Origin of the sequence: Pseudomonas sp. URMO17WK12:I7 (assembly GCF_003269045.1) — a bacterium.
GTDB lineage: Bacteria > Pseudomonadota > Gammaproteobacteria > Pseudomonadales > Pseudomonadaceae > Aquipseudomonas > Aquipseudomonas putida_J.
In genome coordinates, this window is the sequence record NZ_QLTL01000002.1 from 326,368 (window position 1) to 343,274 (window position 16,907).

At 64.1% G+C, this 16,907-nt stretch carries 14 protein-coding genes; 3 read left to right on the forward strand and 11 right to left on the reverse strand.

Annotated features, from left to right (window positions below):
* Positions 1–4: 4 nt before the first annotated feature.
* Complete coding sequence (locus tag H040_RS03715; protein WP_027920053.1) at positions 5–3,070, forward strand: efflux RND transporter permease subunit; 3,066 nt, start codon at positions 5–7, stop codon at positions 3,068–3,070.
* Between the two features lie 120 nt (positions 3,071–3,190).
* Here H040_RS03715 and H040_RS03725 read toward each other — a convergent pair whose 3' ends face one another.
* The 3 genes from H040_RS03725 to plsB form a co-directional block, all read right to left on the reverse strand.
* A complete protein-coding gene (locus H040_RS03725; protein ID WP_027920052.1) occupies positions 3,191–3,877 on the reverse strand; it encodes a DUF4197 domain-containing protein in 687 nt (228 codons plus the stop codon).
* 32 nt (positions 3,878–3,909) lie between these two features.
* Positions 3,910–4,308, reverse strand: coding sequence for a YbaY family lipoprotein (locus tag H040_RS03730; RefSeq protein ID WP_027920051.1), 399 nt, complete (start codon positions 4,306–4,308; stop codon positions 3,910–3,912).
* 78 nt (positions 4,309–4,386) lie between these two features.
* Entirely contained in the window at positions 4,387–6,873 is a 2,487-nt protein-coding gene (gene plsB / locus H040_RS03735; protein ID WP_027920050.1) for a glycerol-3-phosphate 1-O-acyltransferase PlsB, read from the reverse strand.
* Between the two features lie 231 nt (positions 6,874–7,104).
* Between plsB and H040_RS03740 the strand changes: the two genes are divergently transcribed.
* Positions 7,105–7,314, forward strand: coding sequence for a cold-shock protein (locus H040_RS03740; RefSeq protein WP_003252255.1), 210 nt, complete (start codon positions 7,105–7,107; stop codon positions 7,312–7,314).
* 64 nt (positions 7,315–7,378) lie between these two features.
* Here H040_RS03740 and H040_RS03745 read toward each other — a convergent pair whose 3' ends face one another.
* From H040_RS03745 to H040_RS03760, 4 genes are all read right to left on the reverse strand, one after another.
* Entirely contained in the window at positions 7,379–7,756 is a 378-nt protein-coding gene (locus H040_RS03745) for a hypothetical protein (RefSeq protein WP_027920049.1), read from the reverse strand.
* Between the two features lie 17 nt (positions 7,757–7,773).
* A complete protein-coding gene (locus H040_RS03750) occupies positions 7,774–8,586 on the reverse strand; it encodes a putative RNA methyltransferase (protein ID WP_027920048.1) in 813 nt (270 codons plus the stop codon).
* On the reverse strand, positions 8,586–9,737 hold the full coding sequence (gene dapE, locus H040_RS03755; RefSeq protein ID WP_027920047.1) for a succinyl-diaminopimelate desuccinylase: 1,152 nt from the start codon (positions 9,735–9,737) through the stop codon (positions 8,586–8,588). Before dapE ends, H040_RS03750 begins: the two co-directional genes overlap by 1 nt.
* 178 nt (positions 9,738–9,915) lie before the next feature.
* Positions 9,916–12,507, reverse strand: a complete 2,592-nt coding sequence (locus tag H040_RS03760; protein WP_027920046.1) for a glycosyltransferase — start codon at positions 12,505–12,507, stop codon at positions 9,916–9,918.
* Positions 12,508–12,639: 132 nt separating this feature from the next.
* On the opposite strand from H040_RS03760, the gene tcdA reads away from it, so the two are divergent.
* Entirely contained in the window at positions 12,640–13,449 is an 810-nt protein-coding gene (gene tcdA, locus H040_RS03765) for a tRNA cyclic N6-threonylcarbamoyladenosine(37) synthase TcdA (RefSeq protein ID WP_033696473.1), read from the forward strand.
* A gap of 161 nt (positions 13,450–13,610) precedes the next feature.
* On the opposite strand, the gene H040_RS03770 is transcribed toward tcdA, so the two are convergent.
* The 4 genes from H040_RS03770 to H040_RS03785 form a co-directional block, all read right to left on the reverse strand.
* Positions 13,611–14,021, reverse strand: coding sequence for a SufE family protein (locus H040_RS03770; protein WP_027920044.1), 411 nt, complete (start codon positions 14,019–14,021; stop codon positions 13,611–13,613).
* On the reverse strand, positions 14,018–15,223 hold the full coding sequence (locus tag H040_RS03775; RefSeq protein ID WP_027920043.1) for a cysteine desulfurase: 1,206 nt from the start codon (positions 15,221–15,223) through the stop codon (positions 14,018–14,020). Before H040_RS03775 ends, H040_RS03770 begins: the two co-directional genes overlap by 4 nt.
* A gap of 81 nt (positions 15,224–15,304) precedes the next feature.
* Positions 15,305–16,339 (reverse strand): 2,3,4,5-tetrahydropyridine-2,6-dicarboxylate N-succinyltransferase, encoded by a 1,035-nt coding sequence (gene dapD, locus H040_RS03780; protein ID WP_027920042.1) that lies wholly within the window; start codon positions 16,337–16,339, stop codon positions 15,305–15,307.
* A gap of 31 nt (positions 16,340–16,370) precedes the next feature.
* Entirely contained in the window at positions 16,371–16,718 is a 348-nt protein-coding gene (locus H040_RS03785; RefSeq protein WP_027920041.1) for an ArsC family reductase, read from the reverse strand.
* Positions 16,719–16,907 lie beyond the last annotated feature (189 nt).

A 16,907-nucleotide genomic window follows, 5' to 3' on the forward strand; every position in this document is an offset into this window, starting at 1 on the left:
CCCGATGGGTTTCAACCTTTCCGCCTGGGCGCTGCGCAATCGCCAGATCGTGCTGTTCCTCATGATTCTGCTGGCTGCCATTGGCGCGATGTCCTACACCAAGCTGGGGCAGAGCGAAGATCCGCCATTCACCTTCAAGGCCATGGTCATCCGCACCCTGTGGCCGGGCGCCACGGCCGAGGAAGTCTCGCGCCAGGTCACTGAACGCATCGAGAAGAAGCTGATGGAGACCGGCGAGTACGAGAAGATCGTCTCGTTCTCGCGCCCGGGCGAGTCGCAGGTGACCTTCATGGCCCGCGATTCGCTTCACTCCAAAGACATCCCCGAGCTGTGGTACCAGATCCGCAAGAAGGTCGCGGACATCCGCCATACCTTGCCACCAGAGATTCAGGGGCCGTTCTTCAACGACGAATTCGGCACCACCTTCGGCAATATCTATGCGCTGACCGGCGCCGGCTTCGATTACGCGGTGCTCAAGGACTATGCCGACCGTATCCAGATCCAGCTGCAGCGGGTCAAGGACGTAGGCAAGGTCGAGCTGATCGGCCTGCAGGACGAGAAGATCTGGATCGAGCTGTCCAACCTCAAGCTGGCCACCCTGGGTGTGCCACTGGAGGCGGTACAGCAGGCGCTGCGTGAGCAGAACGCAGTCAGCACTGCCGGTTTCTTCGAGACTCCCAGCGAGCGCTTGCAATTGCGTGTGAGCGGGCGCTTCGACAGCGTTGATCAGATTCGCCAGTTCCCCATCCGGGTGGGCGATCGCACCTTCCGCATCGGCGATGTGGCCGACGTGCACCGTGGCTTCAATGACCCGCCCGCGCCACGCATGCGCTTCATGGGCGAGGACGCCATCGGCCTGGCGGTGTCGATGAAGGATGGCGGCGACATTCTGGTGCTGGGCAAGGCGCTGGAGGGTGAGTTCGAGCGCCTGGCGCGCAACCTGCCGGCTGGCATGGAGCTGCGCAAGGTGTCGGACCAGCCTGCAGCGGTCAAGGCCGGTGTCGGCGAGTTTGTCCAGGTGCTGGTCGAGGCGCTGGTGATCGTATTGCTGGTGAGTTTCTTCTCCCTCGGCCTGCGCACTGGCCTGGTGGTGGCGCTGGCCATCCCCCTGGTATTGGCCATGACGTTCGCCGCCATGCACTACTTCGGCATTGGCCTGCACAAGATTTCGCTGGGCGCGCTGGTGCTGGCGCTGGGGCTGTTGGTGGATGACGCGATCATTGCCGTGGAGATGATGGCGATCAAGATGGAGCAAGGCTTCGACCGCCTCAAGGCGGCCAGCTACGCCTGGACCAGCACCGCCTTCCCGATGCTTACCGGTACGCTGATCACGGCGGCAGGCTTCCTGCCGATCGCCACGGCGGCATCAAGCACTGGCGAGTACACCCGCTCGATCTTCCAGGTGGTGACTATCGCGTTGCTGACCTCGTGGGTCGCGGCCGTGGTCTTCGTGCCTTACCTGGGCGAACGGCTGCTGCCGGACCTGGCCAAGCTGCATGCCGCCCGCCATGGCAAGGACGGGCATGCCCCCGACCCGTACGGCACGCCGTTCTACCAGCGCGTGCGGCGTGTGGTGGAGTGGTGCGTGCGGCGGCGCAAGACGGTGATCCTGCTGACCATCGCCGCCTTTGTTGGCAGCATCCTGCTGTTCCGCTTCGTGCCCCAGCAGTTCTTCCCCGCTTCCGGGCGCCCGGAGCTGATGGTCGACCTGAAGCTCGCCGAAGGCGCCTCGCTGGCCAATACCGCCGAGCGGGTCAAGCAGCTGGAAGCGGTGCTCAAGCAGCAGGATGGCATCGACAACTACGTGGCTTATGTGGGCACTGGTTCGCCTCGCTTCTACCTGCCGCTGGACCAACAACTGCCGGCGGCCAGCTTTGCCCAGTTCGTGGTGCTGGCCAAGTCGATGGAAGACCGCGAGCGCCTGCGCAGCTGGCTGATCGACACCGTCGACCAGCAGTTCCCCGACCTGCGCGCTCGCGTCACGCGTCTGGAGAACGGCCCGCCCGTGGGCTACCCGGTGCAGTTCCGGGTTACCGGCGAACATATCGAGAAGGCCCGTGCCCTGGCCCGCGAAGTGGCGGACAAGGTGCGTGAGAACCCGCATGTGGTCAACGTGCACCTGGATTGGGAAGAGCCGAGCAAGGCGGTATTCCTTGAGATCGATCAGGACCGTGCCCGCGCCCTGGGCGTGAGTACCGCACATCTGTCGAGCTTCTTGCAGAGCTCGCTGACCGGCACCACAGTCAGCCAGTACCGCGAGGACAACGAACTGATCGAGATCCTCCTGCGTGGCACCCCGCAGGAGCGTGGCGAACTGGGCAACCTCGGCAGCCTGGCGCTGCCTACCAACAATGGCCAGAGCGTGGCGCTGTCGCAGGTGGCAACGCTGGAATATGGCTTTGAGGAAGGCATCATCTGGCACCGCAACCGGCTGCCGACGGTGACCGTGCGTGCCGACATCTATGACAAGGAGCAGCCGGCCACGCTGGTGAAGCAGATCCTGCCGACCTTGCAGGAGATCAAGGCCAAGCTGCCGGATGGGTACCTGCTGGAAGTGGGCGGCACGGTGGAAGACGCCGAGCGCGGGCAAAAGTCGGTGAACGCCGGCATGCCGCTGTTCATCGTGGTGGTGCTGAGCCTGCTGATGATCCAGTTGCGCAGCTTCTCGCGCACGGTGATGGTGTTCCTCACCGCGCCGTTGGGGCTGATTGGCGTGACCCTGTTCCTGCTGGTCTTCCGCCAGCCGTTCGGCTTCGTTGCCATGCTCGGCACCATTGCCCTGGCGGGGATGATCATGCGCAACTCGGTGATCCTGGTGGACCAGATCGAGCAGGATATCGCCTCGGGGCTGGACCGCTGGCAGGCGATCATCGAGGCCACGGTGCGGCGCTTCCGGCCGATCGTGCTGACCGCGCTGGCGGCGGTGCTGGCGATGATTCCGTTGTCCAGAAGTGTGTTTTATGGGCCGATGGCGGTGGCGATCATGGGTGGTTTGATCGTGGCCACGGCGTTGACCCTGTTGTTCTTGCCGGCGTTGTATGCGGCATGGTTCAGGGTCAAGAAAGGCTGAAGATCGCGGGGGAGGGCTTTGCCCTCCTTTCGCGACACAAGGCCGCTCCCACAGGGAAACGCGATCGCCTGTAGGAGCGGCCTTGCGTCGCGAAAGGGCTGCGTAGCAGCCCCAAGGGCCTCAAAGCGCGCCGAAGACTTTCTTGGCCAGGCTGGTAGCTGCCTGTGCCGGGTTCTGGCGAATGCTCTCTTCCTGTTTGGCAATCATCTCGAACAGGCCGTCCAGCGCTTTCTCGGTCACGTAGTTCTCGATGTTCGCGTCATCCTTGATCAGCCCCAGGCCTTTGGCCTGGCCGGCAAAGGCGTTGTACTGCTGGGCGACACCGACCTTGTCGGTGGCCTGCTTGACGATCGGCAGGAACTTGGCGCGGATCTGCTCGCGGCTGCTTTTGTTCAGGTACTGGGTAGCCGAATCCTGGCCGCCGCTGAGGATGCCCTTGGCATCGGTCACGGTCATCTTCTTCACGGCATCCACCAGAATCGCCTGAGCCTGTGGCACGGCGGCCTCGGCAGCCTTGTTCATGCTGGTTTCCAGGGCTTCGACCTGATCACCCTTGCCAAACATCTTCATGGCCTTGGCGGCTTTGCCGAGGTTACCCGGCAGCTCGATGCGCACATCGGGGTTGTTGCTGAAGCCACCTGGCGTGCTCAACTGCTTGACGGCAATCTGCGCGCCCTGGGTGAGGGCGTCCTTCAGGCCACCGGTGGCGTCGGACTGGCTCAGGTCGCCGAGCGACAGCGCCAGGGCACTGGCCGACAGCAGCAGGCCGGCGCACAGGGTAGTGAAGCGCAGGGAGGCGCGAATCATGGGTATTTCCTTATCGATGAAGTGGGGCGCGCTCAGCGCACCGGGTCGACTTTGACCCGTACCGGCTGCTGGTCGCTGCCGTCGAGGGCGACGCCGTGGTGTTCGGTGTTGATGAACAGCAGCTTGCCGCCCAGCTCGATCCGCGCGCTGACCGCGTAGCGGTGGCCGGGCTTGACCTGGGCCGGGTCGTAGGTGAGGTGGAACGGCAGAGGCACGTTGCCTTTTACCGGGCCGGCCTGGCGGGCCAGGGTCACGGCGGGGGCGTCCATCAGCGACACGTCCTGCAACTCGACACTCAAGGTGGCGGCAGGCGGCAGGGCGATGCGCTGCAGGTAGAAGACTTCGCCATCCAGGCTGGCCTGGTTGGAGGGGGTGTGGCTGGAACAGGCTGCGAGCAGGGATGCGCAACACAGCATCAAGAGTTTTTTCATGGAATCTCCGGTGTGTCCTTGGAGTTGGCTTGTGGCCAACCCCAGGGACTTTAGCGGATTTTCCAGGCAGATGGGGGTTCAGATGGCCGCGGTGGTCAGCGAGTCCTCACGGTGCAGCGCAACCTGGCGGATCGACAGGCGCAACTCGGCAGACAGCACCCGCTTGGCCACGCCTTCGGCCAATTCGCCAAGCTTGTCGTGGTAACCCAGTTTGCCGTTGCCATCCGGGTGCAGCACGCCTTGTTCGATCAGCGTCTGGATGAAGTGTCGGAACAAGGTCTTGTCGAAGAACTCCGGGGCGTTGAGGCCATGCAGGATCGACAGGCGTTGGGCCATCATCACGCACAGGTCTTCCAGTTCCTCGGCGCTGAGGCTGTTCTGTCCGCTGTTGAGCAGCAGCGAAGTGGCCATGTAGAAGCGCTGCAAGGTCTGGGTGATGGTGCGCGCAAGCAGGGTAAGCAGTACGAACTGCCGCGAGCTCGGCGCCGGGCGGATGTACACGTCGTTGTCCTGGCGCAGCAGGCCCTGTTCGACCAGCGCTGCGAGCCATTGGTCGATGACCTCGTCGAGCTGCTCCGGTGCCCAGCGCAGGAACAGTTCGGCCTGCAGGTACGGATAAAGCGCGTGGACGTACTGGCCAAGCAGTTCGCGGCTCATCCGCGAGCTGCTGTGGAAGAAACTCGCCAGCAGGGCGGGCAGGGCGAAGATGTGCAGCACGTTGTTGCGGTAATAGGTCATCAGTACCGCGTTGGCTTCATCCAGATAGAGGATGCGGCCCAGGGCGTCCTTCTGCTCGGCCAGCAGGTCCATGCCGCGGACATGCTCGATAAGTGCCTGGCCGTCGCCTTCGGGCAAGGTGGTGTGCTCGGAGTAGGGCACCTGGCGCAGCAAGGCCAGGTACAGGTCGAGCACGCGGGTCAGGGCACGCTCGTCCAGCGCCAGGCGGCTGGTGGACAGCAGTGCCAGGGCCACCAGGTTGACCGGGTTGACCGCTGCTGCCTCGTTGAGGTGACGGGCCACGGTTTCGCCCAGGCGGGTGGTGGCTTCGTTCAACCAGGCCGGGCGGAACTGCGGGCCCAGTTCCTGATCGCGCCAGCCGGGTTGCTGCGCGTCGAGGAAACCGGCCAGACGGATGGGCTCGCCGAAGTTGACGTACACCTGGCCGAAGCGCTGCTTCAGCGCACCGATGACCTTGAAGATGTCGAAGATCGACTCTTTCTTCTTGCTTGCCCCGCGCAGTTCGCCCAGGTAGGTACGCCCTTCAAGCACCCGCTCGTAGCCGATGTACACCGGCACGAACACGATCGGTGTGCGCGACGAGCGCAGGAAGCTGCGCAGGGTGATTGCCAGCATGCCGGTACGCGGCTGCAGCATGCGCCCGGTGCGCGAGCGCCCACCTTCGACGAAGTATTCCACCGGGAAGCCCTTGGTGAACAAGGTGTGCAGGTATTCGTTGAATACTGCGGTGTACAGCGGATTGCCCTTGAACGTGCGGCGCATGAAGAAGGCACCGCCACGGCGCAGCAGGCCGCCAATCACCGGCATGTTGAGGTTGATGCCGGCGGCGATGTGCGGCGGTGTCAGGCCGTTGCGGAACAACAGGTAGGACAGCAGCAGGTAGTCGATGTGGCTGCGGTGGCAGGGCACGTAGATCACTTCGTGGCCCGGTGCGATGCCCTGCACCTGCTCGATGTGGTTGACCTTGATGCCGTCGTAGATCTTGTTCCAGAACCAGCTCAGTACCACTTCGAGGAAGCGGATCGCGGTGTAGGTGTAGTCCGAGGCGATCTCGTTGCCATAGCGCAGCGCCTGGGCTTCGGCCTTGGCCAGCGGCATGTTCTCGCGTTGGGCCTCGTCGGCGATGGCCTGGCGGACCAGTGGCGCATGCACCAGGCCCTTGACCAGGTTGCGCCGGTGCGAGATGTCCGGGCCGATCACCGCGCTCTTGAGGTTGCGAAAGTGCACGCGCATCAGGCGCTGGGCCATGCGCACGGTGCGCTCGTGGCCCTTGTTGTGCTGCACCAGTTCGCGCAGGTGGATCGGCGCAGAGAACTGCACGCGGGTCTTGCGCCCCAGAATCAGCACGGTCAGCAGCCGGCGCAGGCGCCCGGTCACGGCCCAGCTGTCGGCAAACAGCAGCTTCCACGGGCTGTTTTCACTGGCCGGCGTCTGCCCCCAGAACACACTGACCGGAATGATCTGCGCGTCTTCCTCGACGTGCTGGCTGATGGCGGCGACCAGGCGCTCCAAGGTCGGCGGGGCGCCGCGCTTGTCCTGGCGGCCGAGCCAGTCCGGGTCCGGCGTGAGGTAGAAAAACGCGGCAGGTTCATGCAGCGGGCCGACCGCAACCGGCAAGACCGGGCGTGGAAGCCCCGCCTTGGTGCATTCATGGTCGAGCACCGCCAGATCGGTGAGCGACGGCGAGGGCAGGGCGTAGAACACCGGGCGGCTGCGGTCGAGCTGGAGGGGCAGGGGCGATTGGTTGATGGTCTCGGAGCGCACCCACAGGTACATCAGGCGACGCAGGGCGCCGAAGATCAGGCGGCGCAGGGGGGAACGGGTCATGGGGTGAGTGCCCTGGGAATGAATTTCTGAGAATAGACAGCCATTTAGTCTGCCGTATCGGCGCAAGTTCAGCAAAATTCGGTAAATAGCGCGACGGTCATGAAATTTTTTTGTTCTGTGTCATATACTCGGCCTGCCACTTGCAAGATATTTCGGCAAGCGGCGTCGACATAGGGAGGACACCCTGTGTCTACAAGGCGATCTTCACAATAAAAATCCGGAGTAGTTCAGATGTCGTCTCGTGAGACTGGGAATGTTAAGTGGTTCAACGATGCCAAAGGTTATGGCTTCATTCAGCGCGAAGGTGGTGCGGATGTGTTCGTCCACTATCGGGCGATCCGCGGTGAGGGGCATCGTACCCTGGTCGAAGGGCAGCGGGTGGAATACGCCTGCGTGCAGGGCCAGAAAGGCCTGCAAGCCGAGGACGTAGTCGGGCTCTGAGCCTCAAGTGGTAAGCCTCAAGCTGCAAGTTGACCGTGTAACTTGCAGCCTGAAGCAACCGGCTTCAGCTAGTACGCCAGGTGATTTCCTCTTCACCGTCGGCACTGATGCGGACCCAGCGATCGGCATCTTCTTCACCGTCTTCCTCGACCCAGCCACCCGGCGCACAACGCACTTCGACGTTCAGTGCGGCGAACGCCGCGCGGGCGCAGGCGACATCATCGGGCCATGGGGTCTGGTCGCTTTCCAGGTACAGGCTGTTCCATTTCCCTACAGCTTTGGGTAACCAGGTGACCGGGATGTTACCGGCCTGGCATTTGAAGGTCTGGCCTTTCTGCTTCCATTCGCTGCACGGGCCGATCGCCTGGCTGAGCCATTCGGCAATCTGCTTGTGATCGACGTCGGCGTCCTTCAGGTAAATCTCGATATCGGGTTGGCGCATAAGGGCTCCGGGTGTGCTCAGTGCTGGCGCACGAAATAGTCATAACGCATGGAAACCGTGACCGCGAACGGCTCGGGCTGGTCGATTACCCGGGCGCGCTTCTCGGCGCTGGCGCGCCAGCCGTGTGGGGTCATCGCCAGCAGGTCGGCACGGGCCTTGGGCTCGGCCAGGCTCAGGCGGAACTCCAAGGTTTCGCTGTGGGCGTGGGCCATGCCCTGCGGCACCAGGGCCAGGTGCTTGTCGTCGGCATAGGGGCGCACTTCATCGTAGAGCACTTCGCGCAGTTCCATCAGGTGGCCGCTGGTCGGGCCCACGCGCATCAGGCCGCCGCCCGGGCTGAGCAGGCGCTTGGCCTCGTCCCAGTCCAGCGGGCTGAACACGCTGGCGATGAACTGGCAGCTGGCATCGGCCAACGGCACGCGGGCCATGCTGGCGACCATCCAGGTGACCTCGGGCGCACGGCGGCAAGCGCGCTTGACCGCCTCGCGTGAGATGTCCAGCGCATAGCCATCGGCGGCTGGCAGGGCCTGGGCGATCTGCGCGGTGTAGTAACCCTCGCCGCAACCGATGTCCAGCCAGGCGCCGGGCTGGCGCTCGGCGGCAAGCTCGGCCAGGCGCTGGGCCACCGGGGCGTAGTGGCCGGCGTCGAGGAAATCGCGGCGGGCTTCGACCATGGCCTGGTTGTCGCCCGGATCACGGCTGTTCTTGTGCTGCACCGGCAGCAGGTTCAGGTAACCCTGGCGGGCGCGGTCGAAGCGGTGGCCGGCCGGGCACACCACGCCGTTGTCGAGCCGCGACAGGGCCGCCTGGCAGAGAGGGCAGGCGAGCATCAGGCGAGCAACCGGACCAGGGTCTGGTAGTAGATTTCGGTCAGCAGGTCGAGGTCGCTGGCCAGGATCCGCTCGTCGACCTGGTGGATGGTGGCGTTGACCGGGCCGAGCTCGACCACCTGAGTGCCCATGGTGGCAATGAAGCGGCCATCGGAGGTGCCGCCGCTGGTCGACGGTTGGGTGTCGCGACCGGTGACGCCCTTGATGCTGGCCGCCACCGCGTCGAGCAGTTCGCCCGGCTCGGTGAGGAACGGCAGGCCCGACAGCGCCCAGTCGACCGACCAGTCCAGCTCGTGCTTGTCGAGGATCGCCGAGACCCGCGCCTGCAGGCCCTCGACGGTCGACTCGGTAGAGAAGCGGAAGTTGAACAGCGCGGTCAGCTCGCCCGGGACCACGTTGGTGGCGCCGGTGCCGGAATTGAGGTTGGAGATCTGGAAGCTGGTCGGCGGGAAGAACGCGTTTCCTTCGTCCCAGTGCTCGGCAGCCAGTTCCGCCAAGGCCGGGGCGGCCAGGTGGATCGGGTTGCGCGCCAGGTGCGGGTAGGCCACGTGGCCTTGCTTGCCGCACACGGTCAGCTTGGCGCCGAGCGAGCCGCGACGGCCGTTCTTGACCACATCACCGAGCAGGGTGGTGCTCGACGGCTCGCCGACGATGCACCAGTCCAGGCGCTCGTTGCGCGCTTTCAGGCGCTCGACCACGGCCTTGGTGCCGTGGTGGGCCGGGCCTTCCTCGTCGCTGGTGATCAGGAAAGCCACCTTGCCGCGGTGGCCCGGGTAATCCTTCACGAAGCGTTCACTGGCGATCACCATCGAGGCCAGGCTGCCTTTCATGTCGGCGGCGCCGCGGCCGCAGAGCATGCCGTCGGCGTCGATCAGCGCTTCGAACGGTTCGTGCTGCCATTGTTGCACCGGGCCAGTGGGGACCACGTCGGTATGGCCGGCAAAGCACAGTACCGGGCCGTCCTGGGTACCGTGGGTGGCCCAGAAGTTATCGACGTCTTCAATGCGCATCGGCTCCAGCTGGAAGCCCACGGCGCCCAGGCGGTTCATCATCTGTGCCTGGCAGTCGGCATCGACGGGGGTGACCGAGGGGCGGCGGATCAGGTCGCAGGCCAGTTGAAGGGTAGGCGAGAGCTCGGCAGGGGCCGTCATGGGGAACTCCGGGGCAAGGCGGGGAAATCTGAGGGGCGTTATCTTATATCAAACACATGGGGCAATGGGGCTGCTTTGCAGCCCTTTCGCGACACAAGGCCACTCCTGCAGAAGGGTCGCGAATACCTGTAGGAGCGGCCTTGTGTCGCGAAAGGGGCGCAAAGCGCCCCCGGTGTTCTCAAGCCTGTTGCGCTTGGGCAGCCTTTTCAACGGGCTTGGGCAGCGACGACAGAAACGCCATCACCAACGCCGCCACATAAGGCAACGACTGCACCAGCAACATCGCCACCCAGAAGCGCATGTCCGAACTCGGCAGCCCCTGCACCAGGCAGATGCCGGCCGCCGCACCCCACAACAGCAACATGATGAACAGCTCTTCTCGCGCTTCGGAAATCGCCACCAGCAGCCCATGGCTGTCGGCATTCTTCGGTGTGCGGAAGAACGGCATGCTGCTGGTGAAGAACCCGTACAGCACCGCCTTGGCGATGGTGTGCGACAACGCAAGCCCTGCCAGTGCTGCGGCAAAGGCATCCTTGAGGTTCACCCCCACCGCGCGGCGGTAGAGGAAGATGATCTTGCCAACCTTGAAGAAGAACAGCGCCAGCGGCGGGATGGCGAAGATCATCAGCGGCGGGTCGACCCGGTGCGGCACGATGATCATCGCGGCCGACCACAACAGGGCGCCGACGGTGAAGAAGATGTTCATGCCGTCGGCGATCCATGGCAGCCAGCCGGCCAGGAAGTGATAGCGCTGGCCACGGGTCAGCTCGCTGTTCTTGCCGCGCAGCAGGGCACTGGCGTGGTGCTTGATGATCTGGATGGCGCCATAGGCCCAGCGGAACCGCTGCTTCTTGAAGTCGATGAAGGTGTCGGGCATCAGGCCCTTGCCATAGCTATTGTGGGCATAGGCGGCCGACAGGCCCTTCTCGAAGACGCGCAGGCCCAGTTCGGCATCTTCGCAGATGCACCATTCGGCCCAGCCCAGCGCTTCCAGCACGCTGCGCCGGGTCATGGTCATGGTGCCGTGCTGGATGATCGCATCACGGTCGTTGCGGGTGACCATGCCGATGTGGAAGAAGCCCTTGTATTCGCTGTAGCAGAGCTTCTTGAAGGCACTTTCGTTCTGGTCGCGGTAGTCCTGTGGCGACTGCACCACGGCAATCTTCGGGTCGGCGAAGTGCGGCACCATGTGCTTGAGCCAGTTGCGGTCGACGCAGTAGTCCGAGTCGATCACCGCGATCACTTCGGCGTCCTTGGCGGTGTGCGGGATCAGGTAGTTCAGGGCGCCGCCCTTGAAGCCGGCCAGGGGGGCCACGTGGAAGAACTTGAACCGCTCGCCGAGCTTTTCGCAGTGGGCCTTGAGCGGCTCCCACACGGCAGGGTCCTTGGTATTGTTGTCGATCACCAGCACTTCATAGTCCGGGTAATCCAGCGCAGCGAGGGCGTCGAGGGTCTGTTTGACCATCTCCGGTGGCTCGTTGTAGCACGGCACATGCACTGACACCTTGGGCCGGTAGGCACTGTCGCCCTGCACCGGCAGGAATTCGCGCCGGCGTTTGAAGGTCCACACCGCTTCGGCCAGTTCGTGGGCCTCGGTCATCAGTACGATGAACACACCCAGCGCGCCGAGCGCCAGCAGCACGCCGACGGTGAGGCTGAACCAGGTGCTGTATTGCTGGCTGTAGTCATAGGCGATCCACACCAGCACCGACCCGCACAGGAAGGTGATGAAGGTGAGGAAGGTGCGGCCGCGCTGGCGCAGGGCCGAGCCGTCGATCAGCAGCACGGCCAGGGCGATCATCGCCAGGACCACCGAGGCGACCGCCAGGGCGCGCCACTGCGGGATCGCCACCACCGGCCCCTCGAAGTTGAATTTTTGCTGGCGCTCGGCGTTGTAGACGCCCCAGTAGGCACCCACCGAGCCCTCGTCGTTGGCCTTCCAGGGCTGGTCGTAGGCCTCGATCACAAAGTAGTTGTAGCCGCGGCGGTTGAGGGTGTTGACCAACGTGCGCAGGTAGATGGCCTGGTCGGCCTGGGTGGCATCGGCGCCGCCGCGCATGCGGCCGTTGCTTGGCCAGCCGACTTCCGACAGCAGCAGCGGCTTGTGCGAGAACTGGTGGCGCAGTTCGCGGGCGCGGTCGAGGACGAACTGCACCGAGTCTTTCATCGGCACGAACTCCCAGTACGGCAGGATGTGTGCAGCGATCAAGTCTACGTGCTTGGCCAGTTCCGGGTGTTCCTTCCAGATATGCCACTGCTCGCTGGTGGTGACCGGCACCTTGACCGCGGCACGTACGCGATCGAGGTAGGCGATCAGCTCTTCAGGCGTGACTTCTTCGCGGAACAGCGCTTCGTTGCCGACCACCACCCGCACCACGCTGCGAGAATGGTTGGCCAGCTCGATGCCTTTTTCGATTTCGCGCTCGTTGCGCTCCAGGTCTTTGCTGATCCAGATGCCCAAGGTCACCCGCAGGCCCAACTCTTCGGCCAACCGCGGGATCTCTGCCTGGGTGCCCTCGACGGTATAAATACGAATGTTGTCGGTGAGCTTGTTCATCTGCTCCAGGTCCTGACGTATCTCGTCATCGCTGGGGTATTGGCCTTTTTGCGGGCTCTCCCCGAGGCGGAACGGCGAGTACGAGAAGCCGGAAATCTGTTCCGGCCAGGCAGGTGCGGAGACCGGGCGATTGATCAGGGCCCAGAACCCGGTGAACAGCGCGGCGATGGCCAGGACCACCACCAGGTTGAGGCCGAATTTGCGTGATGACATTGTGGTCCGCTTCTGTCTAAGTCGTGGGACATTAAAGCAGTAATGGTAGGGTCTTTCCTAACGATGGAGGTCAAAGCGGCCACTGGCCTATAATGCGCGCCGTTTTTTGCATCAGAGCCCAGGGGTATCGACATGAGCACAGAAGATCCACGCTTTGCCGGCGTTGCCCGGTTGTACGGCGACGAGGGCCTGCAGCGCCTGAGCAACGCCCATGTGGCGGTCGTCGGCATCGGCGGGGTCGGCTCGTGGGCGGCCGAAGCCCTGGCGCGCAGTGGCGTGGGTGAAATCAGCCTGTTCGACCTGGACGATGTCTGCGTCAGCAACACCAACCGCCAGGCCCATGCCTTGGAAGGCCAGGTGGGGCGGCCCAAGGTCGAGGTGATGGCCGAGCGTCTGCGGGCGATCAATCCGGCGATCACCGTGCACGCGGTGGCGGATTTCGTCACCCGTGAGACCATGGCCGAGTACATCACCGAGCAGATGGATGCGGTGATCGACTGCATCGACAGCGTGATGGCCAAGGCCGCGCTGATCGCCTGGTGCCGGCGCCGCAAGATCGCCATCGTTACCACCGGTGGTGCGGGCGGGCAGATCGACCCGACTCAGATCCAGGTCGGTGACCTCAACAAGACCTTCAACGACCCGTTGGCCTCACGGGTGCGCTCGACCCTGCGCCGGGACTACAACTTCTCGCGCAATACCAGCCGCAACTATGGCGTGCCGTGCGTGTTTTCCAGCGAGCAGCTGCGCTATCCCAAGGGTGATGGCAGCGTTTGCCTGCAGAAGAGTTTCGTCGGCGAAGGCGTGCGCCTGGACTGCGCGGGGGGCTTTGGTGCGGTAATGATGGTGACTGCGACCTTTGGCATGGTGGCGGCAAGCAAGGCGGTCGAGAAACTGGTGGCCGGGGCGCGACGGCCTTCGGAGCGGGTCAAACCTGAGTAAGCATTCGCAGGACTACTCGGTCCTTGTAGGAGCGGCCTTGTGTCGCGATGGGGCGCGCAGCGGCCCCGGCAATTTTCGCGGCGTAGCTGAAAATGTGGGGCCGCTGCGCGCCCCATCGCGACACAAGGCCGCTCCTACAGGGAGCAGTGTAAGTCTTGGATTTAGCGGTTGGAGGCCAGCTCCGCCATCCGCAGCAATACCGCATGCAGCCCATTGCTGCGCGATGGCGACAATTGCCGCTCCAGACCAAGCTGGGTAAACCAGTCGCGCAGAGCCAGCCCGGCCAATTCCGCACTGCCAAGCCCTTGTACCCGGGCCAGCAGGAGTGCCAGCAACCCCCGCAACAAGCGCGCATCACTGCCCGCCTTGAATCGCCACTGGCCTTCGACGTGTTCGGCCACCAGCCACACCAGGCTTTCGCAGCCATGCACGCGATTGGCTTCGACTTTCTCCGCCTCGCTCAGTGGTTCCAGCCGATCGCCCCATTGCATCAACAGCCGCGCCCGCTGTTCCCAGCCACGAGCCAGCTCGAAGCTGGCCAATGCCTCCTGTGCCTGAACCGGCAAGCTCATCGCAACAACTCCAGGCCCTGATCAAGCGCCGCGAAAAACCGTTGCAGGTCGTCACTGTCGTTGTACAACCCCAGCGACACCCGAATCGCCCCTTCCAGCCCCAGTCCCTTCAGTAACGGCATGGCGCAGTGATGCCCGGCACGTACGGCAATGCCTTGCTCGGTCAGCATATGGGCGATGTCGGCGTTGTGTACGCCGTCGATGACGAAGCTGGCCAGGGCCGCCTGAGGTGTGCCGAGGACGCGCACGCCCTCGCGGTCGGCCAGGCCGCGCAGCAGTTGCTGATGCAGGCTGGTTTCGTGGGCCTCGACAGCATGGCTATCCAGGCTAGCCAGGTAATCCAGCGTTGCGCCCAGCCCGATCACCGCGGCGATCGGCGGGGTACCCGCTTCGAAGCCCAAAGGTGCGGGGCGGAAGCTGGCACTCTGGTAATCCGCCATTTGCACCATTTCACCGCCAAACTGCCAGTGGCGCAGCAGTTGCAGGGCCTGGCTACGGCCGTACAGCACCCCGACGCCTTCCGGCCCATACAGCTTGTGGCTCGAGAACACATAGAAGTCGCACCCCAGCGCCTGTACATCATGGCGGCCATGGACCACGCCCTGGGCGCCATCGACCACGGTCAGTGCGCCTTGTGCTTGGGCATGGGCCAGCAGTGCAGGCAGCGGTTGCCAGGTGCCGAGCACGTTGGACAGCTGGCTGACGGCGAGCACGCGGGTGCGCGGCCCGATCAACTGCAGCGCCTGCTCCAGGTCGATGCGCCCATGCTCGTCCAGCGGCAGTATCACCAGGCGCATGTCGCGGCGCCGGGCCAGTTGCTGCCATGGCAACAGGTTGGCGTGGTGCTCCAGCGCGCTGATTGCAATTTCGTCGCCCGCTTCGAAACGGTGTTCCAGGCCATAGGCCAACAGGTTAAGCGCCGATGTTGCGCCATGGGTGAAGATGACCTGCCGTGAGTTTTCGGCATTGAGCCAGGCGGCCACCTTGTCGCGGCTGGTCTCGAAGGCCTGGGTCGCGAGTGCGCCGGGCAGGTGCTGAGCGCGATGCACGTTGGCAGCGCCGTGGCCGTAATAATGGCTCAGGGCATCGAGCAACGCCTGGGGCTTCTGGGTGGTGGCGGCGCTGTCCAGGTAGGTCTGGTGCTGCCGTTGCAGGGCGGCGATAGCGGGGAAATCGGCGCGCCAGGGGGAGGGCTGGAACATGTTCGCGGGGCCTGGAATGAAAATCGGGTCTGGCGCATGCACGCCAGACCCGATCTTAACACTTCAAACCTTGGACGGTGCTCAGTTGTGGGCGTGCAGCGCCTCGTTCAGCTCGATGGCCGACTTGTGGGTCTTGCATTCCACGGCGCCGTTCAGCGAGTTGCGGCGGAACAGCAGGTCGGTCTGGCCAGCCAGGTCACGAGCCTTGACCACTTTTACCAGCTCGTTGTTCTCGTCCAGCAGGTTCACCTTTGTGCCAGCGGTGATGTACAGGCCGGCTTCGACGGTATTGCGGTCGCCCAGCGGAATGCCGATACCGGCGTTGGCGCCGATCAGGCAGCCTTCGCCGACCTTGATGACGATGTTGCCGCCACCGGACAGGGTGCCCATGGTGGAGCAGCCGCCGCCCAGGTCCGAGCCCTTGCCGACGAATACGCCAGCGGACACGCGGCCTTCGATCATGCCCGGGCCTTCGGTGCCAGCGTTAAAGTTGACGAAGCCTTCGTGCATGATGGTGGTGCCTTCGCCGATGTAGGCGCCCAGGCGGACACGGGCGGTGTCGGCGATGCGCACGCCGGCCGGGACCACGTAGTCGGTCATTTTCGGGAACTTGTCTACCGAGAACACTTCCAGCAGCTCGCCCTTCAGGCGTGCTTCCAGTTGCAGTTCGGCCAGTTCGCTGAGGTCGACGGCACCCTGGTTGGTCCAGGCCACGTTCGGCAGCAGCGGGAAGATGCCGGCCAGGCTCAGGCCGTGCGGCTTGACCAGGCGGTGCGACAACAGGTGCAGCTTGAGGTAGGCCTCTGGGGTCGAGGCGAGCGCTGCGTCTTCGGCCAGCAGGGTGGCGACCAGCGGCTTGTGGCTTTCAGCCAGGCGGGTCAGCAGGGCAGCCTGAGCGGCATCGACGCCTTTCAAGGCTTCGGCCAGCTGGGCGGCCTGGGCGTTGCTGAAGGCGATGGCCTGGTTGCCACCTTCGTAGCCGAGGATCGGCGCTACCGCGGCAACCAGCTCGGCGCTCGGGTTGAGCAGGGGTTGTGCATAGAACACTTCCAGCCAGGTGCCCTGGCGGTTCTGGGAGCCGACACCGAAGGCCAGGCTGAACAGGGTATTGGACATGTGATTACCTCGTGCGAAATAGGGTGGGGGCTCAGGCCAGCGCGGCGGCGTACAGGTCGGGCTTGAAGCCGACCAGGGTGCGATCGCCCAGGTCGAGCACCGGGCGCTTGATCATCGACGGCTGGGCGTGCATCAGTTCGACGGCCTTGGCCTGGTCGAGATCGGCCTTGCTGGCGTCGTCGAGTTTGCGGAAGGTGGTGCCGGCACGGTTGAGGATGACTTCCCAGCCGTGTTCGTCGCACCAGCGGTTGAGGCTGTCGCGGTCGATGCCTTGGGCCTTGTAGTCGTGGAATTCGTAGGCGATGGCTTTTTCTTCGAGCCAGGTACGCGCTTTTTTCATGGTGTCACAGGCTTTGATGCCGTAGAGCGTGTAGGTCATTGTGTACATTGAGGCCACAGGCTGCCCCAATCTCTCCATTTCCGAATGTCAGTCGCGGGATTATGCGGGAACGATTGTGTGAGCGCCACGGGGTGTGCATGTCTTGCGACTTTTGGTGTCTGTGAAACCGAGCGCCGCACGGGCGGCGCTCGATCTCAGCACGTCAACAAGCTCCCAGGCATGCCCCTT

Bases quoted from the DNA above. Each gene is read 5' to 3' on its own strand.
- plsB (WP_027920050.1), bottom strand. From the start codon at position 6,873: ATGACCCGTTCCCCCCTGCGCCGCCTGATCTTCGGCGCCCTGCGTCGC.
- H040_RS03770 (WP_027920044.1), bottom strand. From the start codon at position 14,021: ATGAGCTTGCCGGTTCAGGCACAGGAGGCATTGGCCAGCTTCGAGCTG.
- H040_RS03760 (WP_027920046.1), bottom strand. From the start codon at position 12,507: ATGTCATCACGCAAATTCGGCCTCAACCTGGTGGTGGTCCTGGCCATC.
- H040_RS03715 (WP_027920053.1), top strand. From the start codon at position 5: ATGGGTTTCAACCTTTCCGCCTGGGCGCTGCGCAATCGCCAGATCGTG.
- H040_RS03725 (WP_027920052.1), bottom strand. From the start codon at position 3,877: ATGATTCGCGCCTCCCTGCGCTTCACTACCCTGTGCGCCGGCCTGCTG.
- H040_RS03775 (WP_027920043.1), bottom strand. From the start codon at position 15,223: ATGTTCCAGCCCTCCCCCTGGCGCGCCGATTTCCCCGCTATCGCCGCC.
- H040_RS03740 (WP_003252255.1), top strand. From the start codon at position 7,105: ATGTCGTCTCGTGAGACTGGGAATGTTAAGTGGTTCAACGATGCCAAA.
- tcdA (WP_033696473.1), top strand. From the start codon at position 12,640: ATGAGCACAGAAGATCCACGCTTTGCCGGCGTTGCCCGGTTGTACGGC.
- dapD (WP_027920042.1), bottom strand. From the start codon at position 16,339: ATGTCCAATACCCTGTTCAGCCTGGCCTTCGGTGTCGGCTCCCAGAAC.
- H040_RS03750 (WP_027920048.1), bottom strand. From the start codon at position 8,586: ATGCTCGCCTGCCCTCTCTGCCAGGCGGCCCTGTCGCGGCTCGACAAC.
- H040_RS03745 (WP_027920049.1), bottom strand. From the start codon at position 7,756: ATGCGCCAACCCGATATCGAGATTTACCTGAAGGACGCCGACGTCGAT.
- H040_RS03730 (WP_027920051.1), bottom strand. From the start codon at position 4,308: ATGAAAAAACTCTTGATGCTGTGTTGCGCATCCCTGCTCGCAGCCTGT.
- dapE (WP_027920047.1), bottom strand. From the start codon at position 9,737: ATGACGGCCCCTGCCGAGCTCTCGCCTACCCTTCAACTGGCCTGCGAC.
- H040_RS03785 (WP_027920041.1), bottom strand. From the start codon at position 16,718: ATGACCTACACGCTCTACGGCATCAAAGCCTGTGACACCATGAAAAAA.